This window comes from Pseudomonas sp. B16120, assembly GCF_044218845.1.
In the GTDB taxonomy this organism is placed as follows: domain Bacteria; phylum Pseudomonadota; class Gammaproteobacteria; order Pseudomonadales; family Pseudomonadaceae; genus Aquipseudomonas; species Aquipseudomonas paracarnis.
In genome coordinates this window covers 5,425,933-5,451,925 of sequence record NZ_CP162588.1, presented here as the reverse complement: position 1 = coordinate 5,451,925, position 25,993 = coordinate 5,425,933, and the positions used below count along the sequence as shown (strand labels likewise).

The following is a 25,993-nucleotide window of genomic DNA, read 5'->3' as shown; positions in this document are numbered from 1 at the left end:
TTTTATATCCCCATGTGTTGTTCGCCCACCATGACCAAACGTGAAGCTCCAATCTATAAGGTGATTTTCCTCAACCAGGGCCAGGTGTTCGAAATGTACGCCAAGCAGATCTATCAAAGTGATCTGTGGGGCTTCCTGGAGGTGGAAGAGTTCGTCTTTGGCGAGCGCACCCAGTTGGTGGTCGATCCGGGCGAAGAAAAGCTCAAGGCCCAGTTCGAAGGTGTGGTGCGCAGCTTTGTGCCGATGCATTCGATTGTGCGCATCGATGAAGTCGAGCGCCTGGGGACGCCGAAGATCAGTGAGGCTCGGGGCATGAGCAATGTGATGCCGTTTCCGATGCCGATGCCTGAGAAGTGATCTGCAATTAATTTGTAGGGCGTTTCCGAAACTGCCTCTCAATGGATAGACATTTTGTTTGAAAGATAGCAAATTTTGTTTATTCAGAGAGGGCATCATGAATATACCAATAATAAGAAAACCTCGAAGTTTCCCCCGTTCGACTGCGTTTAATCACGCCACTCATTAGCGCCAAGTTCCATCACGTCGTCATTAACGAACTGACCTGTTCGGGAGTAGCCCTGTGCGCGATCCTCGCTATGACATTCTGTTTGAACCGGTGCAAATTGGCCCGGTGCGTACCCGCAATCGCTTTTATCAAGTTCCGCACTGTAATGGCATGGGCCACGTGCACCCCTCGGCGATGGCGCGCATGCGCGCAGTGAAAGCCGAGGGCGGCTGGGGCGTGGTGTGCACGGAAGAATGCGAAATCAGCCCGCTGAGCGAGTTCTCCCCTTATATAGAAGCGCGTCTTTGGGATGAACGCGATATTCCTGCACTGGCGCGCATGTGTGAGGGGGTACACCGTCACGGGGCGTTGGCCGGGGTAGAGCTGGCATTCAATGGTTACTCGGCGCCCAACCGCTACAGTCGCGAAATTCCCTGGGCGCCTTCCAATACCCCGGTGCGCAGTTACGACCCGGTGCAGGCTCGGGCCATGAGCCATGCCGATATCCGGCAATTGCGCGCCCTGCATCGAGCCGCCGCATTGCGCGCCCGGGAGGCGGGTTTCGACATCATCTATGTGTACGCCGGCCACGACCTGAGCGTGCCGTTCCATTTCCTCACGCCACGCAATAACCGGCGTACCGACGAATACGGCGGTACGCTGAAAAACCGTGTGCGCCTGTTGCGCGAGTTGATTGAAGACACTCGCGACGCAGTGGGTGATCGGTGTGCCGTAGCGGTCCGCCTGGCGGTGGATGAGCAAATGGCCGACGGCCTCAGCCGCGAGGGCGAAGGTGCCGAAATCTTCTCGATGCTGGCGGACCTGCCGGACATGTGGGACGTCAATGTCGCCGATTGGTCCAATGACAGCGTGACGGCGCGCTTTGCCGGGGAGGGTTACCAAGAGGCCTTCCTGCTGGGGCTCAAGGCGCTGACCAGCAAGCCCGTGGTGGGCGTCGGCCGCTTCACTTCGCCGGACACCATGGTGTCTTTGGTTCGCCGTGGCGTACTGGACCTGATCGGGGCGGCCCGCCCTTCGATTGCCGATCCGTTCTTGCCCAAGAAGATTGAAGAGGGGCGCGCCGAGGAAATTCGCGAATGCATCGGCTGCAATGTATGTGTCAGTGGCGACCACACCAGCACGCCCCTGCGCTGTACACAGAACCCGACCATGGGCGAGGAGTGGCGGCGTGGCTGGCACCCCGAGTCGGTCAAGCGTACGCAGCAACCCGGCCGGGCGCTGGTGGTCGGCGCCGGGCCATCCGGGCTTGAGTGTGCACGGATCCTAGGTGCGCGAGGGATGGAAGTGGCCCTGGTCGACAGCCTGCGCACCCTAGGCGGGCGTGTAGCGTTGGAAGCCCGGCTGCCGGGGCTGGCGAGTTGGGCACGGGTGATTGACTATCGACTGGATGCGTTGAGCCGCATGCCGTCAGTCGAGATCTATCGGGAAAGCCCCTTGCAGGCCCAGGATGTGCTGGATTTCGCCGCCGAGCATGTGTTCATCGCTACGGGTTCCCATTGGCGGCGGGATGGCTTGGGACGCGCCTTGCGCTGCCCCTTAACGGGCCTGGAGAGCCTGCCCGTGCTGACGCCTGATGACCTGATGGCGGGGGTGTTGCCCACTTCGCCGGTGCTGCTGTTCGATGACGATCACTATTACATGGGCAGCGTGCTGGCCGAACACCTGGTGGCGCGGGGTGTGGAGGTGATATTCGTCACCCCTGCGGCGGACGTGGCGGCCTGGACCCATAACACTCTCGAGCAGCACCGCATTCAGCGTCGTCTGATGCAGTTGAATGTCACGATCATACCGTCCCATACGCTGGTCAGCGTTAAGCCAGAGGGTGTGGTAGCGGGTTGCATCTACACCGAACGTACGCGGTTGATCCCAGCTGCAGCCTTGCTGCTGGTCACTTCCCGGGAGCCTGAGCAGGCGCTGTATCAGGCCTTGAACAACTCACCCGAACAGTTACAGGCGGCAGGCATCCGAACGCTGACGCTGATCGGCGACTGTGTGGCGCCGGGCACCATTGCGGCGGCGGTGTATTCAGGTCATCGCATCGCACGTGAGTTCGATGCGCCCGAAGGCTCGCTGATAGTGCGGCGGGAAATTCCATTTATCGAGGTGTAGTCAGTCCGACTGTTCAAGCAATAACGAGGAATACAATAATGAAAAAAATACTCCTGATGTTATTCACCACACTCCTTATTAATTCATCGTTGTTTGCCAGCGATTATAAAGTGATCCGTTTCGCTGCCGATCCCAACTATGCGCCCTTTGCTTATAAAGACAGTACGGGCACTTTGACCGGTTTTGAAATAGATATTGGCAATGCAATTTGTGCACATTTGAATGTTCGCTGCCAATGGGTCGAGAGTGACTTTGACGGCATGATTCCCAGCCTCAACGCCGGCAAGATCGACGCCATCCTTGCTTCAATGACCATCACTGCCGCTCGGCAAAAGGTCATCGACTTTTCCTCGGAGGTGTTTTCCAGTCCCACCGCCATGGTGATGCGCCCTGGCACTGAGCTTTCCACAGGCATGGCCGTCGGCTATTTGCAGGGCAGTACTCAAGAAGTGTATGCCCGGCAAGTGCTCGCCGGGCAGGGTATGAAGGTGGTGGCTTATGCCGATCAGGAGCAAGTGTACGCGGACCTGCTGACAGGGCGTTTGCAGGCATCGCTGCAGGATGCTCAGCAAGCACAGAGCGGATTTTTACGTTCACCCCAAGGCGTCGGGTTCGTGCTGGGCCCGTTGATTGACAGCGAGTTGATGCCGTCCAAAAGCGGCATTGGCATTGCCAAGGGCAACCACACGTTGAAAGCGCTGTTGGATAAGGGGCTGGCTGCCCTGCACGCCGATGGCACCTACGCTCGCCTGCAAGAGCAGTACTTCCCCGGAGTGAACATGTTCAGCGGCCAATAACCGCCCTCAACGGCCAGCGAGGACACAATCATGCTACCTGCCTTCACTCAATTCGCCGCGTCCCTGGGCGGTTTTTTGCCGATGTTACTGCACGGGGTCTGGGTCACCCTGCAACTGGCACTGTTGTCATTGCTGCTGGGGCTGATCCTGGGCCTGCTGGGGGCAGGCGCCAAGCTGTCCAGGGTCAGGGCATGGCGCCTGTGCGCGCAGGTGTATACCACCTTGATTCGCGGGGTTCCGGACCTGTTGTTGATGCTGTTGATTTTCTACGGGTTGCAGACAGGCCTGAGTCGTCTGACCAGCGAATTGGGCTGGGCCTACATCGATGTCGACCCTTTCAGCGCCGGCGTGATCACTCTGGGGTTTATCTACGGCGCCTATTTCACCGAAACCTTTCGCGGCGCGTTGCTGGCTGTGCCCCGGGGCCAGTTCCAGGCTGCCAAAGCCCTTGGCCTGACCTTCAGGCAGAGTTTTGTGCATGTGATATTCCCGCAAATGATGCGGTTTGCCCTGCCGGGGCTGGGCAATAACTGGATGGTCTTGCTCAAGGCCACGGCGTTGGTGTCGATCATCGGCTTGGCAGACTTGGTGAAAGTGGCGCAGATGGCGGGCAAGAGCAGTCAGCAATTACTGGCTTTTCTGCTGCTGGCGGCGCTGGTTTACCTGTTGCTCAGCAGTGTTTCAAACGCGGCGTTGCGCTGGCTGGAGCGTCGGTATGGTGACGGTGTGCAGGAATCATCATCATGATCGAGCTTATCCAGGAGTATTGGCGGCCGTTTATCTATTCTGACGGCCAACAAATCACCGGCCTGGCCATGACCTTGTGGCTGACTAGCGTCTCTTCGTGCCTGGGCCTGCTGTTGGCGTTGCCACTGTCCATTGCCAGGACGTCCAGCCGACGCTGGCTGCGTTGGCCGGTGCAAAGCTTTACCTACGTGTTTCGCGGCACACCGCTGTATATCCAGTTGCTGATCTTCTACACCGGCATCTACAGCATTGGCGCCGTTCGCGAGCAACCGTTGCTGGATGCTTTTTTTCGCGAAGCGCTCAATTGCACCCTTCTGGCGTTTGCCCTCAATACCGCGGCCTACACCACGGAAATACTCGCGGGCGCGATCCGGGCGATGCCGCGCGGTGAAATCGAGGCTGCACGGTCGTTGGGTTTCGACGGTTGGAAGCTGTACGTGCACTTGATCATGCCCTCGGCCCTGCGCCGGTCGTTGCCCTACTACAGCAATGAAGTGATCTTCATGTTGCATTCCACCACCCTGGCGTTCACGGCAACGGTGCCGGATATCCTGAAAGTCGCACGGGATGCCAACGCTGCAACCTTCCTCACCTTCCAATCCTTTGGCCTGGCCGCGGCGCTCTACTTGTGCATTACGTTCGCGTTGATCTGCCTGTTCCGTCTGGCAGAACGACGCTGGCTGAGCTTTCTTGATTCGAATCGATAGGAGGCGATATGCAGACTTGCAGACATGAACTGTTGACGGCTGTGCCAGGTACCACGCGGCATATTCATAGTTTTCATTACGGCCCAGCCGATGCGCCGAGCAAGGTTTACATCCAGGCGTCCCTGCACGCCGATGAGCTGCCGGGGATGTTGGTGTTGTGGCATCTCAAACAACGGCTGGCAGATCTGGAGGCCAAAGGTGCGCTGCGTTGGCAGGTGGTGCTGGTGCCGGTGGCCAATCCGCTGGGGTTGGAGCAGGTGCTGATGGACGTGCCGCAGGGACGCTTCGATAACGACAGTCGAGAGAACTTCAATCGCTTCTTCGTCGACGTCAGCCAGCAGGTCGGGGATCAGGTCCAGGATGTTCTGACTGATGATCCTGCGCATAACCTGCACCTGATCCGCGCGACCTTGCGGCAAACCCTTGTCAGCCAGGTGCCGGCGACCCAGCTGCATTCCCTGCGCCTGGCCCTGCAAACGCTGGCCTGTGACGCCGACAGAGTGCTGGACCTGCATTGTGATTTCGAGGCGGTGCAGCACCTGTACCTGGCACCGGACGCCTGGCCCCAGGTGGAACCGCTGGCGCGGTACCTGGGCGCCCGGGCCTGCTTTATGAGCCCGGACGCGGGCGGGCATTCGTTCGACGATTGCTACACCTTGTTCTGGGCACGGATGCAGGCGCGTTTCCCTGGGGTCTTTGCGGCGCCGGGTTTTGCCGTGACCGTGGAGTTGCGCGGCGTGGCTGATGTGAGCCACGGGCTGGCGCGACAGGATTGTCAGGCGTTGATCAACTATCTGACTTTGCAGGGAGGCGTTGAGGGGCAAGCGCCTCCACTACCGGCGTTATTGAGTCCGCCAACACCCTTGGCGGGGGTCGAGCCGGTGGTGAGTGCGGTGGGAGGCTTGATTGTGTTTTGCGCGCAGGTGGGGGATTACCTGGAAGCAGGACAAATCGTGGCGCACGTCATCGATCCGATTACAGACCGTGTGACCGAGGTAGCGTGTGAGCGTGCAGGGCTTTTGTATGTACGATCAATACGCCGAATGGCAAGCGCCGGTATGGCGATTGCCCACGTCGCAGGGGCCACGGCGTATCGACAGGGCTACCTGTTATCGCCGTGATCAAGGCAGGGGAGAGAAAGGCGAACGCCCATCGGCGCTCTGCAACTCCTGCAGGTAGTTGCGGAAAATCTGCCCCAGCACCTGGGTCGCCACTTCCAGTTCATCGCGCTGCATGTGCTCGGCGACTTCGTCGGCGGTGTCCAGCGCGTCTTCGGCGCCATTGACCGCGGCCATTTTCAGCACGATGTACGCCTGAATGTTGTTGGCCGGCACGCCTTCGCCTTTGAAGAACATGTTGCCCAACTGGTATTGCGCCTGGGCGTGGCCCTGCAACGAGGCTTTCTCGAAGTAGCTCAACGCTTTGTTGAGGTCAACGGCCGGGTTCTTGCTGTCGTGGTAGTACTCGCCCAACTCGTATTGCGCCTGCGCATCCCCGTCCTCGGCCTGTTTCTGGCACGCGCTCAGGGCTTCGGCCTGGCTCTCTGGCTGGGTATTGAGGGTGCAACGACCCATCGCTGGAATTAACAACGAGTTGCCGCCGGCCTGGGCATGTGCCAGTAGCGGTTGAAGGAGCAACAGGCAGCCCAGAACCAGGGTGCGGCCGGTGCGTTTCATGGGAATCGACTTACCTCTGACGGGGCGCGCGGACCCTCGAGGGAGTCCAATAAGCGCGCATTATGAAATAAGCAGGCCTCTGCTTACAAAGTCTTTACTCGTTTTTCTGCTGCTTGGGCAAGTTATCTGCCGGATTGCAGTGCAATTCTCGAAAAAACCAGGAATTCTCTGTAAGCAAAGTAGCAAATCTGACGCTGCCAGGGGCAACGTCAGAGGTTGCCGTCACTTATTTCAGGGCCGCGAAGGCGCGCTCGGCAGCATCCAGGGTCAACTTCAGTTCGGCTTCGCCATGGGCAATCGAGGTGAAGCCGGCTTCAAAGGCGCTCGGTGCCAGGTACACGCCGCCTTCGAGCATCAGGTGGAAGAAGCGCTTGAACAGCTCGGCATCGCTGCCCATCACGTCATCGAAGGTGACGATATCGTCGGCGCCGCTGAAGTACAGGCCGAACATGCCACCGGCCTGGGTGGTCACAAACGGGATGCCGGCGGCGTCGGCGCGTTGTTGCAGGCCGTCGAGCAGGCGCGTGGTGTAGTCGGTCAGCTCGGCGTGGAAGCCCGGGCGGCTGATCAGGCGCAGGGTGGTCAGGCCGGCGGCCATGGCCAGTGGGTTACCCGACAAGGTGCCTGCCTGGTATACCGGGCCGAGCGGGGCGATGTGTTGCATGATCTCGCGCTTGCCGCCGAAGCAGCCTACCGGCATGCCGCCGCCGATGATCTTGCCGAAGGTGCTCAGGTCTGGCGTAACGCCGTAGTAAGCCTGGGCGCCACCGAGGGCGACCCGGAAACCGGTCATCACTTCGTCAAAAATCAGCACCACGCCATGCTTGTCGCACTGCTCGCGCAAGCCCTCAAGAAAACCCGGGGCCGGTGGAACGCAGTTCATGTTGCCGGCAACCGGCTCGACGATGATGCAGGCAACGTCCTGGCCGACTTCGCTGAGCATCTGCTCGACGGCTGCGATGTCGTTGAACGGCAAGGTCAGGGTGTGCTTGGCGAATGCCGCAGGTACGCCAGCGGAATTGGGGACGCCCTGGGTCAGCGCGCCGGAGCCGGCTTTCACCAGCAGGCTGTCGGAGTGGCCGTGGTAGCAGCCTTCGAACTTGATGATGTTGTCGCGGCCGGTGAAACCACGGGCCAGGCGGATCGCGCTCATGGTGGCTTCGGTGCCGGAGCTGACCATGCGCACCATTTCCATCGACGGCACGATCGAGCAGACCAGGTCGGCCATCTCGGTTTCCATCGCGGTCGGGGCGCCGTAGGACAAGCCGTGTTGCAGTTGCTGGCGCACCGCCTCCAGCACATCCGGATGGCTGTGGCCGAGGATCATCGGGCCCCAGGAGCCGACGTAGTCGACATAGCGCTTGTCGTCTTCATCGGTGACGTAGGCGCCTTCGGCATGCTTGAAGAACAACGGCGTGCCGCCCACGCTCTTGAACGCACGCACGGGGGAGTTCACACCGCCGGGGATGTGTTTCTGGGCGTTGGCAAACAGGGTTTCGGAACGGGACATGATCGGGCTCTCTAAACTGAAGATTTAAGAAGGTCGTTGAATGCACGGGCGCGGCGCGTGACTTCCTGGGTGCTGTCGGCACCGAACAGGCCATGGACCACGGCGAGCAGGTCAGCCCCGTGGGCCACCAGCGGCTCGGCGTTTTCCAGGGTGACGCCGCCGATTACGCAGATCGGCAGGTGCAGGCGCTTGCGGGCCTGGGCCAGCATGTCAACGGTGGCGGCGGGTGCGCCGGGTTTGGTCGTGGAATTGAAGAAGCGGCCGAAGGCGACGTAGCTGGCGCCTTCTTTGGCGGCCTGTTCGGCCAGTTCGATCTGGCTGTGGCAGGTGGCGCCGATGATCGCCTTGGCGCCGAGCAGTGCCCGGGCCGAGGTCAGCGGGCCGTCGGTCTGGCCCAGATGTACGCCGACGCCCAGTCGCGCGGCCAGTTCGGCATCGTCGTTGATGATCAATTGAGTCTTGTAGCGCGAGCACAGTTCATAGAGCTTTTCGGCTTCACGCAGGCGCCGTGCCTCGTCGCTGCTTTTGTCGCGGTACTGCAACAGGGTGACGCCACCGTCCAGCGCCGCCTCGACGTAGGCGAGGAATTTGCCGGCCAACAGTTGGCTGTCGGTAATGGCGTAAAGGCCGCGTAGTTTCATCGGGCAAACCCCTTGCTGACGAGCGATAAGTTACGAGCAGAAATCCAGCGGCAATCGACGCGGCACGAACTGGCCCTGGCCGAGTTGTTCGGCATCACGCAGGGTACGCCACGTGTAGTTGAGAGCCGTTTGCACGGCGCTGGCCAAACCTTCGCCTTGGGCAATGCGCCCGGCCAGCGCACTGGCCAAGGTGCAACCCGAGCCGTGATAACTGCCGGGCAAGCGCTGGCAGGTAAAGGTCTGGCGCGTGCCGTCGCGGCTGTACAGGCGGTTGTGCACTTCGTGCTCGTCGCCATGGCCACCGGTGATCAGCAGGTGCTTGATGTACGGCAACAGCTTCTCGGCGCAGTCGTCGGCGCTGCCGTCGGGCAGTTCCGCGAGGATGCGCGCTTCGGGCAGGTTGGGGGTGGCGATCAATGACAAGGGCAGCAGCCGCTCGCGCATTGCATAACCGACCTCGTCCTTGCCCAGGCTACCGCCGCCGCCGGCGCGCAGCACCGGGTCGCAGACCACCGGCAAATGCGGGTGCGCCTGCAGCAGTTCGACCACGGTGTCGACCATCGCGGTGGAGCCGAGCATGCCCAGCTTGACTGCCGCAACTTCAGAGTCGCCGAGCACGGCATTGGCCTGGGCCAGTACCCACTCACGGTCAAGCACGCGGAAATCACTGACATTGACAGTATTTTGCACGGTCAACGCGGTGACGGCCGGGGCCGCGTGGCAACCCTGGGCGAGCAGGGCTTCGATATCTGCCTGCAGGCCGGCGCCACCACTGGGGTCGTGGCCGGAGAGACAGAGGACAACGGGGCGAGAGCTGTAGATATTCATGGTGCGCGAGCTTACCACCAAACGCTTTTTGCGTGGCTGCCTGGCGATGGCAGGAGTTTGCCGCTGCGGCGCGATTTGCCGTGGCTGAGCGCTGCACTGAGATGAGCTGAAAGCATTGCCCTAGAGCTGTCCTAAAAAAAGTTCCCACGGTGGCTAATGGCTTTTACTGGCTATGCTAAAGTGCATCCAAACAACTTACTGTATCGCCGGTGTACGTCTTCTCAAAAGGAATGGGGGGCTTTTGACACAACCGGACCAGGCTACGCTGGGGCTCTATGCGCTATTTGCTGATTTTTTTATTGTGCGGGCTGCCGATGCTCGCCAGCGCCGTCGAGTTCAACCAGGACACGCGAAGCCTCCCGTTGGGCCGGGTCATGCAAGTGCTCGAAGACCCAACCGATGCCCTCACCATCGCCGATGTCAGTTCCCCCGCCTATGCCGCCCAATTCAAGACCCACGACAAAGACACGCTCAATGCCGGCTATTCACGCTCGGTGTTCTGGCTGAAGGTCAACCTGCACTACACCGCCAAAGATCCCCGGGCACCGCGCACCTGGTTTCTGGAACTGGCCTACCCGCCGCTCAATCGCCTGGACCTTTACCAGGACGACGGCACTGGTCACTTCCGCCTCACCACCCGCACCGGCAGCGCGTTGCCGTTTTCCAGCCGTGAGGTGAGCCAGAGCAACTACCTGTTCAAGCTCAGCTTCTTGCCCGACCAGCAACAAACCGTCTACCTGCGTTTGCAAAGCCAAGGCTCGATCCAGGCACCGCTGACATTATGGGCCGGCACCGCCTACATGGAGGAGCAGCCGCTGCGCTTGTACGTGCTGGGGGCCATCTACGGTGTGTTGCTGGGCATGCTGATCTACAACCTGTTCATCTACCTGAGCGTGCGCGACACCAGCTACCTGTATTACATCCTCTATATCGCCTCGTTCGGCTTGTATCAGCTGTCGGTCAATGGCGTCGCGGTGGAGTACTTCTGGCCGAACAACCCGTGGTGGGCGAATGCGGCGGTGCCCTTCCTGATCGGCTCGGCGGCCTTGTTCGGCAGCCTGTTCGCGCGCAGTTTCCTGCACACCGCGCAGCACAGCCGCTGGCTCAACCGTATCCTGCTGGCGCTCGCGGCCTGTGGAGGGTTGGTGATGGCACTGGCGTTGTTGACCAGTTACGCCGTGGCCCTGCGCCTGGCCACTGCGCTGGCGCTGGTGTTTACCGTGACCATCTTCGTGGCGGCCATCAAGGCCTGGTATTGCGGGCAGCGCATGGCGCGTTATTTCATCATCGCCTGGTCGGCCTTCCTGCTCGGCGGGGTGGTCAACACCCTGATGGTGCTGGGTTACCTGCCTAACGTGTTCCTGACCATGTACGCCAGCCAGCTCGGCTCAGCCATTGAAGTGGCGCTGTTGTCCCTGGCCCTGGCCGACCGCATCAACGGCATGCGCGAACAGCAGGCGCAGATTCTCCTCGATGCCAGCCAGAAGCTGGAAGCGCTCAACCAGCAACTGGCCCGCAGTAATCGCCTCAAAGACGAATTTCTCGCCACCCTGACCCACGAATTGCGCACGCCGATGAACGGTGTGATCGGCTCGCTGGAGCTGATGCAAACCGTGTCATTGGACGATGACCTGACGCAGTACCAGCAAACCGCCGCCGGCTCGGCGCGGGACATGATGCGCATGGTCAACGGCATCCTCACCCTCACCGAATTGCAGGCCGGTCGCCTGGTGGCCCAGCCGCAAGTGTTCAGCCTGCGCGGCACGCTCGATACCTTGCGCCAGCAATTCACCGGCAGCGCCCAGAGCAAAGGCCTGGCGTTCTCCATTGATGTGGCCGATGAGGTGCCGGACCGGCTGATCGGCGATGCCGACAAACTGCTCCAGTGCCTGGATTGCCTGCTCGATAACGCCTTCAAATTCACCCACGTCGGCGCGGTGCGCTTGCGAGTGGTGGGCGTGCCCCAAGGGGATGGCGCCTTGCACCTGAGCTTTATCGTCACCGACACCGGTATCGGCTTCGCCTTTCTCGATGAGGCCACGCTGTATCAGCGTTTCTTTCAGTTGGACGGCTCGATGACGCGTGAATACGGCGGCCTGGGCATTGGCCTGGCGATCTGCCGGCAGTTGATCGAACTGCTGGGCGGGCGCCTGACCCATCATTCTGAGCCCCGTAAAGGCAGTCGCTTCCAGTTGGAAGTGGACGTCAGCGCCGTGCCGCAGCAGGTGACGCCCGCCACGCAAACGCTGCCTGCACAGCGTGCGCCTCAGGAGTGCACGGTGCTGTTGGTGGACGACAACAGCGTGGGCCAACTGGCGGTGCGTGGCATGTTGCTCAAGCTCGGTTACCGGGTCAAAACCGTGGACAGCGGCCCGGCGGCACTCGCTGCGTTGCAAGCGCACAGCTTCGACGCCGTGCTGCTGGATGTGCCAGAGGGTGGCTTTTCGTTGTGCTGTCAGATTCGCGCATTGCCTGGCTGCGGTGAATTGCCGGTGATCGCCCTGAGCTCTTCGCCCAATGGGCCGGAGCGTGAGCGCTGCCATGGCATTGGCATGACGGATCGGCTGGCCAAGCCGGTGCGTTTCGATGCTTTGCAGGCGGCACTTGAACGTAGCGTGCTGTGCGCGGATGAGGGTGAAAGCGCCGAACATTCGGCGCGTATGCCACTTTTTTAAGGTCTTGCACGGTGCTTAACTGAATTCCGGGCCACTGTTCATGCGGCCTTTTTTCCAGGAGGCCCGTCATGAACCTGCATCAGTTTGCCGAAACCCACGACGTCACCAACCAGCCACCGTCCCTGGACGGCACCAACCTGTATCGCATCGACTTGCCTTTGCAGGAATGGTCACGCCGCTTTGGCGCCGGCTGGGCCCAAGCGCGCATTGATGCCTACGGCGCGCTGGCGGGTGGGCCGTTGATGGCAGCCGGCTTCCTGGCCAACCAGAACAAACCGGTGTTCAGCAGCCATGACCGTTATGGCCATCGCATTGACCTGGTTGAGTTTCACCCGGCTTATCACGAGCTGATGCGCACCGCCGTCGAGCATGGCCTGCCGTCGTTGCCGTGGGCCCATCCCCAGGCGGGCGCCCATGTGGCGCGTGCGGCGATGACCTACCTGCACAGCCAGGCCGAAGCCGGCAGCGGCTGCCCGCTGACCATGACCTTCGCCTGCGTCCCGGCCCTGCGCCTGCAACCGGAGCTGGCGGACCTCTGGCTGCCTAAAGTCCTCAGTACCCAATACGACCCCCGCAATGTCGGCATCGCCCACAAGGCCGGCGCTACTATCGGCATGGCCATGACCGAGAAGCAGGGCGGCACCGACGTGCGCGCCAACACCACCCGCGCTTACCCCGTGGGCGCGAGTGGCCCTGGCCAAGCCTACGAGTTGGTGGGGCATAAGTGGTTCTGCTCGGCACCGATGTGCGATGGCTTTCTGACCCTGGCCCAGACCGACAAGGGCCTGACCTGTTTCCTGCTGCCCCGGCACCGCCCGGATGACACGCGCAACGAGTTCTACATCCAGCGCTTGAAGAACAAACTCGGCAACTGCTCCAACGCCTCCAGCGAAGTGGAATTTCGCGGCGCCCTGGCGTGGATGGTCGGTGAAGAAGGCCGCGGCGTTCCGACCATCATCGAAATGGTTGCCATGACCCGCTTCGATTGCATGGTCGGCTCCAGCGCCTTGATGCGTCAGGCGCTGACCCAGGCCAGCCATCACTGCGCTCATCGGCAGGTGGGTGGCCGCGTGCTCAGCGAGCAGCCGCTGATGCAGAACGTGCTGGCCGACCTGGCCCTGGAAAGCGAAGCGGCCCTGGCCTTGAGCCTGCGCATGGGGCGCGCCCTGGATCATCTTGATGATGAACATGAAGCCAAGTTCGCCCGGCTGGTCACGGCCGTGGGCAAGTACTGGATCTGCAAACGCGCGCCCGCGATGATCAACGAAGCCGCCGAATGCATGGGCGGTGCCGGGTATGTGGAGGACAGCATCCTGCCGCGCCTTTACCGCGAGGCACCGGTGAATTCGACGTGGGAAGGTTCCGGCAATGTGCAGTGCCTGGACGTATTGCGTGCCCTGTCCAAAGAGCCGGGGGTACTGGAGGCGTTGTTTGTGGAGCTGGGCGATGGCCACGGCGACAAGCAGTTGGCGCGGCATATCGAGCAGTTGAAGGCGGCATTCATGGACACCCAGGACATCCAGTATCGGGCGCGGCAACTGACCGAGGACATCGCCCTGGCGTTACAGGCCAAGTTGTTGCTGGAGGCGGGTAATGCGGCGGTGAGTGATGGGTTTATCGCCAGCCGGCTGGGTGAATCGTCGGGGCGGGTATATGGCACCTTGCCGCGTGGCGTCGACGTGGAAGCAATTGTCGCCCGCTCAACCCCGCAATCGCTCTGAATAAACACAATCCAAATGTGGGAGCTGGCTTGCCTGCGATAGCGGTGGTCCAGCCAGCAATTATGTAGCTGATAGACCGCTATCGCAGGCAAGCCAGCTCCCACCTATCAACGCATTCCACTTCTGGTGTTTCGGTGAGGCCTGGATACAGGCAAGATAAAGGCCTGCAAGTCAGAACACAGGATGCTTACCGTGACCGAAGCTTTTGTTGTCGTTAAAACCGCCGAAGAAGCCGTGGACCGGCTGGCGGCGCTGCATGAGCGTGCCACTGGCGCGCTCAACCAGGCGCTCAAGCAATACCTCAAGGACCGCGTCGAGCCCGACGCCGAGCAGCGCGCATTGTTTCGCTACCCGGAACTGCGCTTGACCTACCACTGCCACGGTGAAGTCCCCCAAACCACTCGGGCGTATGCCAAGGTGCAACTGCCGGGTACCTACAGCGTCACCGTGACCCACCCGGCCGCGTTCCGTAAGTACCTGCTGGAGCAACTGGTGCCGCTGATGCACGACTTCACCGTCACGGTGGAAGTAGGCGTCAGCCAGCAGAACATTCCATATCCGTACGTGGTGGAGCAGGGCGATGAACTGGCCGGCTCCGGCGTCACCGCCGCGACCCTGGCCCGTGTATTCCCCAGTACCGACTTGTCCGCCGCCACCGACGGCATTGCCGATGGCCTGTACGACTGGGAAAACACCGACCCGCTGCCCCTGGCCCTGTTCGATGCCGCCCGTGTGGACTTTTCCCTGCGCCGCCTGGTGCATTACACCGGCAGCGACTGGCGCCATGTACAGCCGTGGATCCTGCTGACCAACTACCACCGCTACGTGGACCAGTTCATCCTGCATGGCCTGGAGCAACTGCGCAGTGACCCGCGTTTTATCCGCATGGTGCTGCCGGGCAACGTGGTCATCGACAAGAGCATGGACCACGGCGAAGCCTCGGCCATTGCCGCCGGCGTGGTCTGGCACCGCTACCAGATGCCGGCGTATCACCTGCAGGCCACTGACGGCCACGGCGTGACCCTGGTGAACATCGGCGTGGGCCCGTCCAACGCCAAGAACATCACCGACCACCTGGCCGTATTGCGCCCGCATTGCTGGCTGATGATCGGCCACTGCGGCGGCTTGCGCCAATCCCAGACCATCGGCGACTACGTACTGGCCCACGCCTATATGCGCCGCGACGGGATTCTGGACCGTGTAGTACCGCCGAACATCCCGATCCCGGCCCTGGCCGAAGTGCAGCTGGCGCTTCAGCAAGCGGCGGCGAAAGTCACCGGCGAAAAAGGCGAAGAGCTGAAAAAACGCCTGCGCACCGGTACCGTGCTGACCTACGACGACCGTAACTGGGAACTGCGCTGGGCCCAGGAGCGGCCGCTGATCAACCTGTCTCGCGCCGTGGCCGTGGACATGGAAAGCGGCACCATCGCCGCCCAGGGTTACCGTTTGCGCGTGCCTTACGGCACCTTGTTATGCGTATCCGACAAGCCGCTGCACAGCGAGATCAAGCTGCCGGGTTCGGCCAACGCGTTCTACGAGCGTGCGGTCAGCCAGCACTTGAAGATCGGCATCGAGGCGGTCGACCTGTTGCGCACCGAACTCAACTCGTTGCACTCGCGCAAACTGCGCAGCTTCGACGAACCGCCGTTCCGCTAAGCGGTTGGGATGGTCATTTAGCGGTCAGGCCACTAGCATTGTCGGTCCTGACCGTTAGATGTTCCTTTGCCATGTCCCGTCCTACCCGTCCCGATTCGCGCCGCCCAGGCGTGAAACCTTCGCAGCCTGTTCGACGTGTCGCCAAGGCGCCACCGGCCGAGCCGAAGCTGATCCTGTTCAACAAACCGTTCGATGTGCTGACCCAGTTCAGCGACGAAGGCGGGCGCGCGACGCTCAAGGATTTTATCGATATTCCCGGTATTTACCCGGCGGGGCGCCTGGACCGTGACAGCGAAGGCTTGCTGCTGTTGACCAACGATGGCCAGCTTCAGGCGCGCATCGCCGATCCCAAGCACAAATTGGCGAAAACCTACTGGGTGCAAGTGGAAGGTGAGCCGACTGAAGAACAGCTGCAACGTCTGCGCGATGGTGTCGAGCTGAACGATGGCATGACCTTGCCTGCCGAGGCTCGGCAACTGGATGAACCGGCGTTATGGCCGCGCAACCCGCCGGTACGCTTTCGCAAAAGCGTGCCGACGCATTGGCTGGAGTTGGTGATACGTGAAGGGCGCAACCGTCAGGTACGGCGCATGACCGCAGCAGTGGGCCTGCCGACGCTGCGCCTGGTGCGCGTGCGCATTGGCGACTGGTCTATCGACGGCCTGGATCAAGGCCAATGGAAGGCAGTGCCGGCGCGCTTATAAGGCGCCGGATTCAATCAGGCCGATCACCACGCTCTTGATGATGAACGCTGCCACACCAAGGCCCAACACGAAAAACAGGATGAACGAACCAAAGCGCCCGGCCTTGGATTTTTTCGCCAGGTCCCAGACGATAAAGCCCATGAAAATGATCAGGATAGTGACCAGGCCGGTCATCATCCATTCTTCAAACAGGGCGGGGTCGATGTTGTTCATGGGACTCTTCCGACAAGACAAGCGAGCAGTATACGGCAGCGTCACAAACGCAACATTGACCTGAGTCCTACACCATCGAACTGTGGGAGCTGGCTTGCCTGCGATAGCGGTCTGTCAGGTACCGTGATGCAAACTGGCCCGCCGCCATCGCAGGCAAGCCAGCTCCCACCGTTGTTCTCAGGTGCGCAGGTGGGTCAGGGGCAGTTCGGTGCTGTTGAGCACTTGGTTCAGCACAAAGCTGGAACGCACGCTGGTCACCCCTTCGATCCGGGTCAGATGCCCCAGCAGCAATTTTTGATAGTGATCCATGTCCGGCACTACCACCTTCAACTGGTAGTCCGCATCCATCCCGGTCACGAGGCTGCACTCCAGCACTTGCGGCAGGGTGCGGATGGCGGCCTCGAAATTCTCGAAGCGTTCCGGCGTGTGACGGTCCATGCCGATCAATACATAAGCGGTGAGGCTCAGGCCGAGCATCTTGCGGTCGAGCAGGGCGACCTGGCGGGCGATGTAGCCGTCGTCCTCCAATTGCTTGACCCGGCGTGAGCAGGGCGAAGGCGACAGGCCGATGCGTTCGGCCAGCTCCTGGTTGGAGATCCTCGCGTCGCGCTGCAATTCCGCCAGAATACTCAGGTCGTATCGGTCAAGCTTGCTCATTGGGTTGGCCTTTGTCGTAACTATTGCGGTTAATTATCCATGAAGGGTTAAAAATTGCGCAAGCACTGTTTATTGACGCAATCTTCGCAATCCTCTGCCCGCCCGGCACGCCTATGATTACCAACAGAATCACCGCCTGGACAACAGTCCACAGCAACGCGCCCAATCAGGCCCGTTGCGGCCGCCGCCCCAGCAGGGTTGAGCCGGCCTCCAGGCTGCACACTGTCCACAAGACGGCGTGAGGTGAGCCAACGTCAAAAGCGTTGAGCCAGGACGAAATTCTCAAGGGGTGGCCGACGGGTCACCCCTTTTTCTTTGTGCGCGTTTTGCCTTCAGAAAATAGTTCTCGTGACTGATAACCTGTCTCAGAACCGGGCGAGGCTTTTCCAGTCTCATGATCAAGCCCCAATCCGCAGTGAGGAAAAGCATGAAGCGCATCTGGCGTATGGCAGGTGTTGGTTTGCTGGTGGTCAGCGTCGGCTCCCAGGCGATGGCCGACGAACGCGATAACTCACCGGGCCAGGGGCAACGGCCTGAGCACAATCAGCCACGCCCACAAAACCCGCAGGGTGATCGTGGCGGCCAGCACGAGGGTGGCCAATGGCAGGGTCGGCCTCAAGGTCATGAGCCGGGGCGACCAGCACCGCAACCGCAACCCTCCAATAACCTGCCGATCCAGGGCCGGCCCGATACCGTGCGCCAGACCCAGGAGCCGCGCCAGGGTTATTACCGTGATATTCCCAGACGCCCCGATGACAACCGGCATTGGGAGGCCGGCGGCCCCGGTTCGCGTCCGAGTAACGATCGCCCCGGTGATAACCGCTGGCCAGGCCGCCCCGACGGGCATGGCAATGGCTGGGGCCCAGGCCCGCAGCATCGCCCTGGATATGTCATCGACCGTTTCCCCGACCGCAATTACCGCGTGCCTTACCGTGGCCAGGACTACTTTTTCTCCGGTGGCTACTGGTATCGCCCCCAAGGCCCGCGCTACGTGGTGGTGACGCCGCCCTACGGCATCCGCGTGCATTACCTGCCGGACTACGCACGTGAAGTGTGGGTAGGCGGCTCGCTGTTGTTCCTCGCCGCAGGCGCCTATTACGCCTACGAGCAAAGCACCCAACAATACGTGGTGGTACAACCACCGACGCAGGTGCCATCACCTCCGCCGACGCCTCAAGGCAACGGTTATGACGTGGTGGCTTACCCGGCCAACGGCCAGTCGCCAGCCCAGGTACAGCAGGACGGCTACGACTGTTATCGCTGGGCGGTGCAACAAAGTGGCTTCGACCCGCGCACCGTCACCTACGCCCCGGACCCTGCGGTGGTGCAAACCTACCGCCAGGCTCAGGGCAACTGCCTGGGCAGTCGGGGGTATCAGGTGCAGTACTAGGCCTTGTTACCGGTGACCACTTCCCGTGGGTCGGCGTGCACCAGCACTTCGGCTTTCGGGTATTCCCGGTGGATGGCATCGGCGGCCTGGTCGCTGATGCCGTGGGCCACCGACAGCGTCAATTCCCCCGGCAACTCCAGGTGCAACTGCACAAACCAGTGGTTGCCGGAAACCCGCGTACGCAAGTCGTGGGCACCCAGTACGCCGGGCACGCCACGGGCCAGCTCCAGCATGTGCTGGCTGACATCCGGCGGTAGCTCTTCATCCATCAACACCGCAAAGCTTTCCCGGGCGATCTGGATCGCGCTCCACAGAATGTAAGCGGCGATTCCCAGGCCGAACCAGGCGTCGACCTGATGAAAGCCAAAGCCTGCCAACACCAGCGCAATCAGGATGCTGCCATTGAGCAGCAAGTCTGAGCGGTAATGCAGCGAGTCGGCACGCACCGCGTTGGAGCCGGTCTCGCGCACCACGCGGTGTTGCAGCATCAGCAGGGCCATGGTCAGCCCCAGCGACAAGATAATCACGCCGATACTCAGCCACGGTGCGCCGACCGGCTCCGGATGCTTGAGCCGTTCATAGGCCTGGAGCGCAATCAGTACCGCACTGCCGGCGATAAACAAGGCTTGCGCCATACCCGCCAGCGACTCTGCCTTGCCATGCCCATAACGATGATCGTCATCGGCGGGGCGCAGGGCGTAATGCACCGCCAGCAAGTTCAGCAGCGAGGTCACGCCGTCGAGCAGCGAGTCGGTCAACCCGGCGAGCATGCTCACCGAGCCGCTGAGCCACCAGGCGATGGCCTTGGTCACAATCAACACACAGGCCACGCCCACCGAGGCGCGGGTGGCCAGGCGCAAGAGCCTTGCGTGTTCGGGGCTGCTGGTCATGAGCTGTCCTTACGCGGCAGGCTGCAGGCCCAGGGCCGCCAGCTGCTGCACGCTGCCCTTGAACTGGATCAGGCGTGGGTCGTCCAGCGGCAAGGTGCGGCCGGTTTCTTTCTGGATGATGCTCTGCAGCTTGGCGTTATCGACCGTGCCGTCAGCGCCGATGGCTTCGTGCAGTTTCTCGGGGGCGACCTGGGCGGTCTTGCCCGGTTCGAAGTAAATGGCGCCCGTGGCGAAGTCGACACCGAAGGCGATCAGGCCGGGGATCACATAAAACAACAGGCCGAGGGCATCGAGTACCGCGATGGTCGGGTCGATCTTGCCATCGATCTGGCCACGACGGTCGGGGTAGAAAATCGACCCGCAGGCGGTAAGTTGGCTCAGCAGGGTAACGGCGAGGACACCGCCGATGACACGGGAAGCGATACGCATGAAAAAGTCTCCTGAACATATTTAAGGGTGACTATAAGCCAGATCGGCCAGGCGCCGATGAACCAATGTGGGAGCTGGCTTGCCTGCGATTGCGACGGTTCAGGAAATACAGCGGCAACTGTCACACCGCTATCGCAGGCAAGCCAGCTCCCACCTCCGACTGCATTCACAGCCCAAAGCGTGGGTGTTTTTAAGACCCGCATCGGCACTCGGCAGTTCGCCGTTATACTCGCCGCTCTGCTTTGGAGCCAGTATGAATTCGTTGCCGATCGATGATGTTTTACCCGCCCTGCGTGACGCCTTGGCGCATCGCCATGAAGCCGTGCTGGAAGCGCCCCCCGGCGCCGGTAAAACCACCCGCGTGCCGTTGGCCTTGTTGCATGAGCCGTGGCTCGCCGGGCAAACCATCCTGATGCTCGAACCCCGGCGCCTGGCTGCCCGTGCTGCTGCCGAGCGGCTGGCCAGTGAACTGGGTGAAAAGGTCGGTGAGACCGTGGGCTACCGCATTCGGCTGGACAGCAAAGTCGGCCCCAATACGCGTATCGAGGTGGTCACCGAAGGTATCCTCACCCGCCGCCTGCAGGACGACCCGGCGCTGGACGGCGTGGGCTTGTTGATCTTCGACGAATTCCACGTTTTGCCACATTCACCGAAATACCCTGAAATCTTGTCAAAGCTCAGGGCATTCTCCTGCCAAAAGTGAGCTCCTTCCAGGCAAGTCCCTGGCCCCTCGTTGAAGTTTCACCCTATGACGAACCTCGGCGTGATCTCAATGTCACCTACCGCAGTCGCCACGGTCTCGAAACCGGCTCATATCCTGCCGCTATGCTCGCCCTCAAGGCGACTGAACGTCATTTCCCCACAGCTACGCACGCCAGTCCCCAATACCCCTGCAGCACCCTCGAACGATGCAATTGATCGGAGAACCACCTGATCGTCGGCAGCCCCGAGAGTGCAGTGTTCTGCCGTTAAAACGGTTTTGTCCCAGGCAGAGGGAGATGTACCGTAGCCCGCTTCTCACTCCTAAGGATTCGAACATGACTATGATCGCGGGTTACAAGCTGAAAGTCGGTGCGTTCCTGCAAGCGGATATTCTCCTCACTAGCCCCGATATGTGGATGAACTCTTCTCCAATCCCGTCGTTCCACGCCAAAGATGGTGAGCCTGGATTAAATGACCGTGTAGTGATGGGGCTATGCCAGAAGATTTTGCTGGTGAATGAGCGCTTTGCTGTAGCTTTTGCTGGCAATGTCAATGATATCCAGGCTGTTGGACGATTGATTGATCAACTTATCAAGGTGGATCCTCAACTCTCAGGTAAACGTTTCATCGAGGCGTTTCTCGCAGACAAGCTACTGAGAAAAGCTGAGGTCAGCATTATTGCACTCAGTATTGAGGGCGATGAAATTAGCATTTCAAATGTTGATGCCGAATTTGGGGGTGGGAATGACCATTTTGAACTGTGGGCTGGAGGAAGTGGTGGAAAGTATATTGTCGAGTACTTCGAGCAGTTTTCTCCTGATAATTTTGATGTTCCTGAAGGGGATGTAGTCGCTCTCGGAACCTGCATGGCTCTTCGGCAGTTCGCCCTTCATTTGATCAGTGAGTTTGAGGGGCGCTTTGAGTCTGAAACTATCAAAATGCTCTGCGGTGGTGGTTATGAGGTACTGGCTTACTACGGCGGTCAGTTCCAGAAGATTTCAGATGTAGTTTACGCCTTCGCAGATGCTGAGATTGACGCTGAAGGAATTCTTCAAATCGACTTCCCCAAATTTTTGATGAAATCTGCGTATGATGAAGATGAACTGATGATCCGAAGCGTGGAAATTAAATATGACGAAGACGAGGATGAGCACCTAGCTTGCAATGACCAGACTTTCATTATCGCTCCGATTACGCGCTATCATGAATTGGCGGTGCGGAGCAATTGCAATGCAATAAAGTTTGTAGGGGAGTTTCTTTGCTTTTTGATTAAGGTAAAGCATCAGGGTGAAAGTTTCATTATTCCTATTGTAAGAAAGTATAGAAGTAAAATTTTCTTTTTGGGTGAGGCTTTTGCCGCCACGGTAGGTCATTACGGTGTGCAAATCATCTACATGGATGACTTCAGGGAGCTTGTCACTGCTCAAGTTTTCGAGCACATGCGAGAACTCAAATTGCAGAGCGGCCTAACCTGATGTCTGTAGCCTAGATTCCGCCTGGAAGTACGGCTCAGATGCAGTGCATTGCAGAAACAATAAAGCCACCTTGCGGTGGCTTTCAAGTGGTAGCGGCTGAGCCCCTAGCGGTGCTCGACTACTGTAACGAGATCAAGGGTTCCAATGCCCTTTTCAACTACATCTTTAGCCTTGGCCAACATAGAAGCCCTGAGCTCATCGCGAGACATCCGGCCACTGTAAATCTTTGCGAATGCTTTGTGCTTCAAAGCAGCGGAGGCGCTCACTTTAGCGTCACCGGTCTCTTCGGCGGCAACTTTAGCTACGGCAAGTTCAGTCATTTTCACTAGCCTCCATGTCAATAAATGCACGGTATAATAATATCATATCATGCAAATACGCGCAAATCGGTTGCAATAGCTGGACAAATTGTGCATTGCGGCTGTCGCCCATTAAAATATTTGCCTTGTTGTTATAGATGTTTAGGCATCCAATTGGGGTTTTGGTGTCGTCGCCTAGCGCTAGCGGAATGGAAAGTATCGACGTTGCATAACGGTGCGTGGTGTAGTACTTGCCAATCGTCGTTTTGTAGTGTTCGGTCACGTGAGGGTTTTGCCGCGCCTCGTCTTCCAGCCAGTCTTTGAAATGCGTGCGGGAGTCTTGAATATACTGTGACTCATTGGTGGAGACAGCTACCGGCCCGCCTGGCAGATTAGGTTGCGACTTTGCATGATCATTCGCGTCGACTTTGAAGGGGAAGCAGATCGGACGGATGTCGTTATCTGGAGCGGCAAGATCCTGGTTACCTACGGAGGTGGACAGTTCTAGGTCGGTGATGTGAAGTATGCCGTCGGCGTTATCCAGGCGAGCATCAATGTTTGAGCTGAACAAGAAGAACGGGCTTTCGTTGACTTGCTGCGAGAAGTTCCTACGAATGGCATCTTTGTCCAGCTCCACCATCATTACGTTGGCCCGATATGTCTCGGTAGGAGCGCTGTCCCAGTTTTGTGCCAACACGAGTATCTTAGTGAGCACCACGCGGATATCACTCGCCAAGCTCTGTTTGGTCATCGGCTGGGAGTCATCCTGCGCTTGGCTCTCAAATAAGAACCGAATGTCGATTACAGCATCGCTGTAGGCCGCCAGAAACTGCTTGGGCGGCATGGTCGTCAGGCGATCTTGCAGTTCCTTTTCTTTTTTTCGGGTGGAGGTGACAACCCCTACTTCACGCAAGAAAACGGCGATCACGGCGAAGATCGACAACATGATCGATGGCCATAGGTACTCTGTCTCGAAAAACTGCTCCAGTGTGTGAGTGGAGGTGTACTCGTCTTTAATGTTGCCGCTCATAACGGAAATCATGGCTGCGCTCCCAATGCTCAGCAGCGCGATGATCATGGATCCGTAACTGGTGCCAACGAGCAGGCAGGTGCCCAGGAACACTTTTTTGACCCAAGAGCCGATGGATCGAGCGATGGAAGCAAGCCCAGCTTGCAGGGTTTGATAACTTGGCGTGCTGTTGTTCAAGATTCAGTTCCGTAATTGTTTTCCGTGTAGCCAGTCCGGCTACCGTTCTCTCACACCCTCACCGGGCGCGGCTGCTCGACCGTCCAGAGCCTTACCAGCAGGTGCTGACGCATAGCTCGTCTGCGACTCCCTTCCTGTCCGACCTGGCAATTTTCGACTTATCCGAGCTTAGGCTGGGTTTTTTCCCCGAGAAGGGGTGATTGACGAAGCCGAACGCTGTAATACCATGGGGTGATATTTAATTGCCTCCACAAGGAAAAGTATATGGCCTTACGCTGCGTAGGACTGGTAGTCAGTGCGAGTGATGTAACCGTAGTGGATACCACGATCCCGGACGACTCGGATGAACCGCTCGTCCTGATCAAGGACGACACCTGGAAACTAGCGGCAGGAGATCGCCCGAAGGCGTATGAAACGCTGTTCCATCGCTGCGTGTCATACATCCAGCAGAACGGCGTGAATCAGGTCGTCATCAAAGCTAGTGCATTGCCGCAGGGCAGCGCAGCAAAGGGTGGTCTCTTGGATGGAGCTGAGCTGAGGGGTGTGATCATGTGCGCCGCTGCGTCTGCCTGTGAGATCCGTGTCATGGACAAGGCCTGGATATCCAGAACTTACAAGCGCAAGGTTGACGAGATCCTCAAGGACGATCCTTTCTGGGAGCAGCAGCTCAACGGGGCCAAGCTTCGCAAGGGAAGCCGCGAGGCCGCCATGTTGGTAGTCGCCCACAGGAACCGGCCATGAGCAGCGTCGTACCGGAACTCGAAATCATCAAGAAGCTGGGCAACGGTCACTTCGGCGAGGTGTTCCTGGGCAAGTGCGGCGTCCACGGAGATGTCGCGGTTAAAGTGCTGGCCCGAAAGCCCGAGCATGATGATGCTGAGTGGAAGGCGATTAGGGAGGGTTTTTTGGTTGAGGCCAAGCACCTTTCGAGCGCCTCTCATCGAAACGTAGTTCAGGTGTACGGAATTGAGGAGCTGCAAGACAGCATCCGATTCACGATGGCTTACTGCCCTGGCGGATCGTTGCAGCCCCTTTACGAGCAAAGCCCACTACCTTTGGCTCGTGTGCATAAGATTGCGACCGATGTCCTGATCGGCCTGGACGCGTTGCATGGGCGTGGCATGCTTCACCGGGACATCAAACCGGGCAACATCTTGCTCGATCACACGGGCTTGGCGAAGCTCGGTGACTTCGGGCTAGTGACAGATGATTTGCTGCTGGGCTATGGCTCCGCTGCGGGTTATGCGGATCACATCGCGTTCGAGGTTTGGCAGGGGGGCGGAACCAGCGTCAAGAGCGACATTTGGGCTCTGGGTATGACGCTTTTCCGGCTGCTTCATGGGGAGACCTGGTACATCCTTCAGAACGAGGCGCCTGTAGACATTGTGCGCAATGGCGGGCTCGCAGATCGCCTGCGTTGGTTACCACACATCCCCAAACCATGGCGCCGCGTAATCCGTAAGATGCTTGCAGATGACTCTGCTGCCCGCTACGCCACTACCGGCGACGTCCTGAATGCCATTTCGGGTCTCCCGATCGACCAACCCTGGGAAACAAATGTAACCCCGGAATTGGTGCGATGGGAGCTACAGTCCCCCAAGCGCCTGAACTTCGTGGAGTGGAATCTGCATTCTGAGCGGCGTCATGAGTGGAAGGCCTGGAGCGAGCCTGTAGGGACGGGACGCAAAATGACACTCGGCCAATCGCAAGGCGTCATACCTCGCAAGAAGGTTGACCGGGAGCTGGAAACCTACTTCTCCCGCTAACGAGTGCTCTTAGCCAGCTGCGCTGCGCAGACGCCGGGGCAGCAGATAACCGTTGACAAAGTCGGCAGCGCTCAATGGCTTGAGTTGGAAATGATCCTGAGCGGCGGCTCGACGCTGATCCGAGCAATTAGGGCAATATGTTGCGAGTGCATCGATACCTTCTGCCGGGTGCCATATGGCGCCGCAGTAGGTGCATCGAGGCGACGTGAGCCTCAGATTGGGATGGCGCTTGCTCATGTGAATCCTACCTGTCGCGAAGGCGACGTATATCGGGCATGGACGAACGAGTGTTTGTGGGCGGCAAAGCTTATACGAGTTCTTTTACTTTGGCCTTCAGAATTGCCGAAAGGTCAATCTCGTTTGAATTCGCCAGCACACTTACACTGTATGCATGAACAGCCTTTAGTGCAAGTGGCGGTTACAGTCGCTTGTCCGTCGTTGTCCGTTCAGGAAAATCTCACCATGAGGTTTAGCAGAGAAAATCATTTTCGCAGCTCCTTTCGATCTCAAACTACTGCTCTTGGTTGACGCTCGCCCGCTGAAAGCAACTGAGCGATGCTCCCCATCAATGCAGAGGCGCGGGGCCCTCCTTGATATGGTGGCCCTTTGCCCTGCTGGAGGGCTACTATGGCGCGTCACTGCCACCGCTTGACGCCATGACTTTCAGG

The 25,993-nt window shown here is 59.5% G+C and carries 24 protein-coding genes and 1 pseudogene; 15 read left to right on the top strand and 10 right to left on the bottom strand.

Going from position 1 to position 25,993, the window contains the following annotated elements:
- Nucleotides 1–30: 30 nt before the first annotated feature.
- From AB4P90_RS25465 to AB4P90_RS25440, 6 genes are all read left to right on the top strand, one after another.
- The gene (locus AB4P90_RS25465) at nt 31–357 is read left to right on the top strand and encodes a DUF1820 family protein (RefSeq protein WP_003215457.1); all 327 of its coding nucleotides are present in this window, start codon (nt 31–33) and stop codon (nt 355–357) included.
- Nucleotides 358–580: 223 nt separating this feature from the next.
- On the top strand, nt 581–2,635 hold the full coding sequence (locus AB4P90_RS25460; RefSeq protein ID WP_014720070.1) for an NAD(P)-binding protein: 2,055 nt from the start codon (nt 581–583) through the stop codon (nt 2,633–2,635).
- Between the two features lie 38 nt (nt 2,636–2,673).
- Nucleotides 2,674–3,432: a transporter substrate-binding domain-containing protein gene (locus AB4P90_RS25455; protein WP_019818062.1), complete on the top strand. Its 759-nt coding sequence runs from the start codon at nt 2,674–2,676 to the stop codon at nt 3,430–3,432.
- A 30-nt stretch (nt 3,433–3,462) separates the two neighbouring features.
- Complete coding sequence (locus tag AB4P90_RS25450; protein ID WP_014720068.1) at nt 3,463–4,179, top strand: ABC transporter permease; 717 nt, start codon at nt 3,463–3,465, stop codon at nt 4,177–4,179.
- Nucleotides 4,176–4,886, top strand: a complete 711-nt coding sequence (locus AB4P90_RS25445; protein WP_038451623.1) for an ABC transporter permease — start codon at nt 4,176–4,178, stop codon at nt 4,884–4,886. Before AB4P90_RS25450 ends, AB4P90_RS25445 begins: the two co-directional genes overlap by 4 nt.
- An 8-nt stretch (nt 4,887–4,894) precedes the next feature.
- Complete coding sequence (locus AB4P90_RS25440; protein WP_019818060.1) at nt 4,895–6,007, top strand: succinylglutamate desuccinylase/aspartoacylase family protein; 1,113 nt, start codon at nt 4,895–4,897, stop codon at nt 6,005–6,007.
- On the opposite strand, the gene AB4P90_RS25435 is transcribed toward AB4P90_RS25440, so the two are convergent.
- From AB4P90_RS25435 to AB4P90_RS25420, 4 genes are all read right to left on the bottom strand, one after another.
- Complete coding sequence (locus tag AB4P90_RS25435) at nt 6,008–6,562, bottom strand: tetratricopeptide repeat protein (protein WP_014720065.1); 555 nt, start codon at nt 6,560–6,562, stop codon at nt 6,008–6,010. It abuts the gene before it with no gap.
- A gap of 226 nt (nt 6,563–6,788) precedes the next feature.
- A complete protein-coding gene (hemL, locus tag AB4P90_RS25430; protein WP_019818059.1) occupies nt 6,789–8,072 on the bottom strand; it encodes a glutamate-1-semialdehyde 2,1-aminomutase in 1,284 nt (427 codons plus the stop codon).
- An 11-nt stretch (nt 8,073–8,083) separates the two neighbouring features.
- Complete coding sequence (gene thiE / locus AB4P90_RS25425; protein WP_014720063.1) at nt 8,084–8,713, bottom strand: thiamine phosphate synthase; 630 nt, start codon at nt 8,711–8,713, stop codon at nt 8,084–8,086.
- A 30-nt stretch (nt 8,714–8,743) separates the two neighbouring features.
- Complete coding sequence (locus AB4P90_RS25420; protein ID WP_019818058.1) at nt 8,744–9,541, bottom strand: hydroxymethylpyrimidine/phosphomethylpyrimidine kinase; 798 nt, start codon at nt 9,539–9,541, stop codon at nt 8,744–8,746.
- Nucleotides 9,542–9,816: 275 nt separating this feature from the next.
- Here AB4P90_RS25420 and AB4P90_RS25415 point away from each other — a divergent pair, with 275 nt between their 5' ends.
- The 4 genes from AB4P90_RS25415 (at nt 9,817) to AB4P90_RS25400 (ending at nt 16,297) form a co-directional block, all read left to right on the top strand.
- Nucleotides 9,817–12,216 carry a hybrid sensor histidine kinase/response regulator gene (locus tag AB4P90_RS25415; RefSeq protein ID WP_014720061.1) on the top strand — a complete coding sequence of 800 codons (2,400 nt, stop codon included), beginning with the start codon at nt 9,817–9,819 and terminating at the stop codon, nt 12,214–12,216.
- A gap of 68 nt (nt 12,217–12,284) precedes the next feature.
- On the top strand, nt 12,285–13,937 hold the full coding sequence (locus tag AB4P90_RS25410) for an acyl-CoA dehydrogenase family protein (RefSeq protein ID WP_014720060.1): 1,653 nt from the start codon (nt 12,285–12,287) through the stop codon (nt 13,935–13,937).
- 183 nt (nt 13,938–14,120) lie between these two features.
- Nucleotides 14,121–15,593, top strand: coding sequence for an AMP nucleosidase (gene amn, locus AB4P90_RS25405; protein WP_161981173.1), 1,473 nt, complete (start codon nt 14,121–14,123; stop codon nt 15,591–15,593).
- A 71-nt stretch (nt 15,594–15,664) separates the two neighbouring features.
- A complete protein-coding gene (locus AB4P90_RS25400; RefSeq protein ID WP_005791693.1) occupies nt 15,665–16,297 on the top strand; it encodes a pseudouridine synthase in 633 nt (210 codons plus the stop codon).
- Here AB4P90_RS25400 and AB4P90_RS25395 read toward each other — a convergent pair.
- Together AB4P90_RS25395 and AB4P90_RS25390 are read right to left on the bottom strand one after the other, a co-directional pair.
- Nucleotides 16,292–16,501 carry a DUF2788 domain-containing protein gene (locus tag AB4P90_RS25395; RefSeq protein ID WP_025999909.1) on the bottom strand — a complete coding sequence of 70 codons (210 nt, stop codon included), beginning with the start codon at nt 16,499–16,501 and terminating at the stop codon, nt 16,292–16,294. The two genes, AB4P90_RS25400 and AB4P90_RS25395, sit on opposite strands and share 6 nt — an antisense overlap.
- Nucleotides 16,502–16,687: 186 nt before the next feature.
- Complete coding sequence (locus AB4P90_RS25390) at nt 16,688–17,167, bottom strand: Lrp/AsnC family transcriptional regulator (protein WP_003194418.1); 480 nt, start codon at nt 17,165–17,167, stop codon at nt 16,688–16,690.
- A gap of 427 nt (nt 17,168–17,594) precedes the next feature.
- Between AB4P90_RS25390 and AB4P90_RS25385 the strand changes: the two genes are divergently transcribed.
- A complete protein-coding gene (locus AB4P90_RS25385; RefSeq protein WP_289329046.1) occupies nt 17,595–18,557 on the top strand; it encodes a DUF6515 family protein in 963 nt (320 codons plus the stop codon).
- On the opposite strand, the gene AB4P90_RS25380 is transcribed toward AB4P90_RS25385, so the two are convergent.
- Together AB4P90_RS25380 and AB4P90_RS25375 are read right to left on the bottom strand one after the other, a co-directional pair.
- Entirely contained in the window at nt 18,554–19,447 is an 894-nt protein-coding gene (locus AB4P90_RS25380) for a cation diffusion facilitator family transporter (RefSeq protein WP_014720058.1), read from the bottom strand. The genes AB4P90_RS25385 and AB4P90_RS25380 overlap by 4 nt on opposite strands.
- A gap of 9 nt (nt 19,448–19,456) precedes the next feature.
- Entirely contained in the window at nt 19,457–19,876 is a 420-nt protein-coding gene (locus AB4P90_RS25375; protein WP_003194410.1) for a hypothetical protein, read from the bottom strand.
- 253 nt (nt 19,877–20,129) lie between these two features.
- Between AB4P90_RS25375 and AB4P90_RS25370 the strand changes: the two are divergent.
- Nucleotides 20,130–20,510: pseudogene (locus tag AB4P90_RS25370) on the top strand (DEAD/DEAH box helicase); the annotation flags it as partial.
- Between the two features lie 403 nt (nt 20,511–20,913).
- A complete protein-coding gene (locus AB4P90_RS25365; protein ID WP_395605465.1) occupies nt 20,914–22,053 on the top strand; it encodes a hypothetical protein in 1,140 nt (379 codons plus the stop codon).
- Nucleotides 22,054–22,157: 104 nt separating this feature from the next.
- On the opposite strand, the gene AB4P90_RS25360 is transcribed toward AB4P90_RS25365, so the two are convergent.
- Together AB4P90_RS25360 and AB4P90_RS25355 are read right to left on the bottom strand one after the other, a co-directional pair.
- Entirely contained in the window at nt 22,158–22,373 is a 216-nt protein-coding gene (locus AB4P90_RS25360) for a hypothetical protein (RefSeq protein WP_076964220.1), read from the bottom strand.
- Nucleotides 22,366–23,559: a hypothetical protein gene (locus tag AB4P90_RS25355; protein ID WP_330211318.1), complete on the bottom strand. Its 1,194-nt coding sequence runs from the start codon at nt 23,557–23,559 to the stop codon at nt 22,366–22,368. Before AB4P90_RS25355 ends, AB4P90_RS25360 begins: the two co-directional genes overlap by 8 nt.
- 264 nt (nt 23,560–23,823) lie before the next feature.
- Between AB4P90_RS25355 and AB4P90_RS25350 the strand changes: the two genes are divergently transcribed.
- Together AB4P90_RS25350 and AB4P90_RS25345 are read left to right on the top strand one after the other, a co-directional pair.
- On the top strand, nt 23,824–24,300 hold the full coding sequence (locus tag AB4P90_RS25350) for a hypothetical protein (protein WP_130175044.1): 477 nt from the start codon (nt 23,824–23,826) through the stop codon (nt 24,298–24,300).
- A complete protein-coding gene (locus AB4P90_RS25345; RefSeq protein WP_130175043.1) occupies nt 24,297–25,325 on the top strand; it encodes a serine/threonine-protein kinase in 1,029 nt (342 codons plus the stop codon). The genes AB4P90_RS25350 and AB4P90_RS25345 overlap by 4 nt, the downstream gene beginning before the upstream one ends.
- Nucleotides 25,326–25,993: the final 668 nt, after the last annotated feature.

Excerpts from the sequence above, each read along its gene's own strand:
- AB4P90_RS25385 (WP_289329046.1), top strand. The coding sequence starts at position 17,595 with ATGAAGCGCATCTGGCGTATGGCAGGTGTTGGTTTGCTGGTGGTCAGC.
- AB4P90_RS25435 (WP_014720065.1), bottom strand. The coding sequence starts at position 6,562 with ATGAAACGCACCGGCCGCACCCTGGTTCTGGGCTGCCTGTTGCTCCTT.
- AB4P90_RS25360 (WP_076964220.1), bottom strand. The coding sequence starts at position 22,373 with ATGACTGAACTTGCCGTAGCTAAAGTTGCCGCCGAAGAGACCGGTGAC.
- amn (WP_161981173.1), top strand. The coding sequence starts at position 14,121 with ATGCTTACCGTGACCGAAGCTTTTGTTGTCGTTAAAACCGCCGAAGAA.
- AB4P90_RS25365 (WP_395605465.1), top strand. The coding sequence starts at position 20,914 with ATGACTATGATCGCGGGTTACAAGCTGAAAGTCGGTGCGTTCCTGCAA.
- AB4P90_RS25345 (WP_130175043.1), top strand. The coding sequence starts at position 24,297 with ATGAGCAGCGTCGTACCGGAACTCGAAATCATCAAGAAGCTGGGCAAC.
- hemL (WP_019818059.1), bottom strand. The coding sequence starts at position 8,072 with ATGTCCCGTTCCGAAACCCTGTTTGCCAACGCCCAGAAACACATCCCC.
- AB4P90_RS25400 (WP_005791693.1), top strand. The coding sequence starts at position 15,665 with ATGTCCCGTCCTACCCGTCCCGATTCGCGCCGCCCAGGCGTGAAACCT.
- AB4P90_RS25455 (WP_019818062.1), top strand. The coding sequence starts at position 2,674 with ATGAAAAAAATACTCCTGATGTTATTCACCACACTCCTTATTAATTCA.
- AB4P90_RS25410 (WP_014720060.1), top strand. The coding sequence starts at position 12,285 with ATGAACCTGCATCAGTTTGCCGAAACCCACGACGTCACCAACCAGCCA.
- AB4P90_RS25445 (WP_038451623.1), top strand. The coding sequence starts at position 4,176 with ATGATCGAGCTTATCCAGGAGTATTGGCGGCCGTTTATCTATTCTGAC.
- thiE (WP_014720063.1), bottom strand. The coding sequence starts at position 8,713 with ATGAAACTACGCGGCCTTTACGCCATTACCGACAGCCAACTGTTGGCC.
- AB4P90_RS25420 (WP_019818058.1), bottom strand. The coding sequence starts at position 9,541 with ATGAATATCTACAGCTCTCGCCCCGTTGTCCTCTGTCTCTCCGGCCAC.
- AB4P90_RS25415 (WP_014720061.1), top strand. The coding sequence starts at position 9,817 with ATGCGCTATTTGCTGATTTTTTTATTGTGCGGGCTGCCGATGCTCGCC.
- AB4P90_RS25450 (WP_014720068.1), top strand. The coding sequence starts at position 3,463 with ATGCTACCTGCCTTCACTCAATTCGCCGCGTCCCTGGGCGGTTTTTTG.
- AB4P90_RS25465 (WP_003215457.1), top strand. The coding sequence starts at position 31 with ATGACCAAACGTGAAGCTCCAATCTATAAGGTGATTTTCCTCAACCAG.
- AB4P90_RS25350 (WP_130175044.1), top strand. The coding sequence starts at position 23,824 with ATGGCCTTACGCTGCGTAGGACTGGTAGTCAGTGCGAGTGATGTAACC.
- AB4P90_RS25380 (WP_014720058.1), bottom strand. The coding sequence starts at position 19,447 with ATGACCAGCAGCCCCGAACACGCAAGGCTCTTGCGCCTGGCCACCCGC.
- AB4P90_RS25375 (WP_003194410.1), bottom strand. The coding sequence starts at position 19,876 with ATGCGTATCGCTTCCCGTGTCATCGGCGGTGTCCTCGCCGTTACCCTG.
- AB4P90_RS25440 (WP_019818060.1), top strand. The coding sequence starts at position 4,895 with ATGCAGACTTGCAGACATGAACTGTTGACGGCTGTGCCAGGTACCACG.
- AB4P90_RS25390 (WP_003194418.1), bottom strand. The coding sequence starts at position 17,167 with ATGAGCAAGCTTGACCGATACGACCTGAGTATTCTGGCGGAATTGCAG.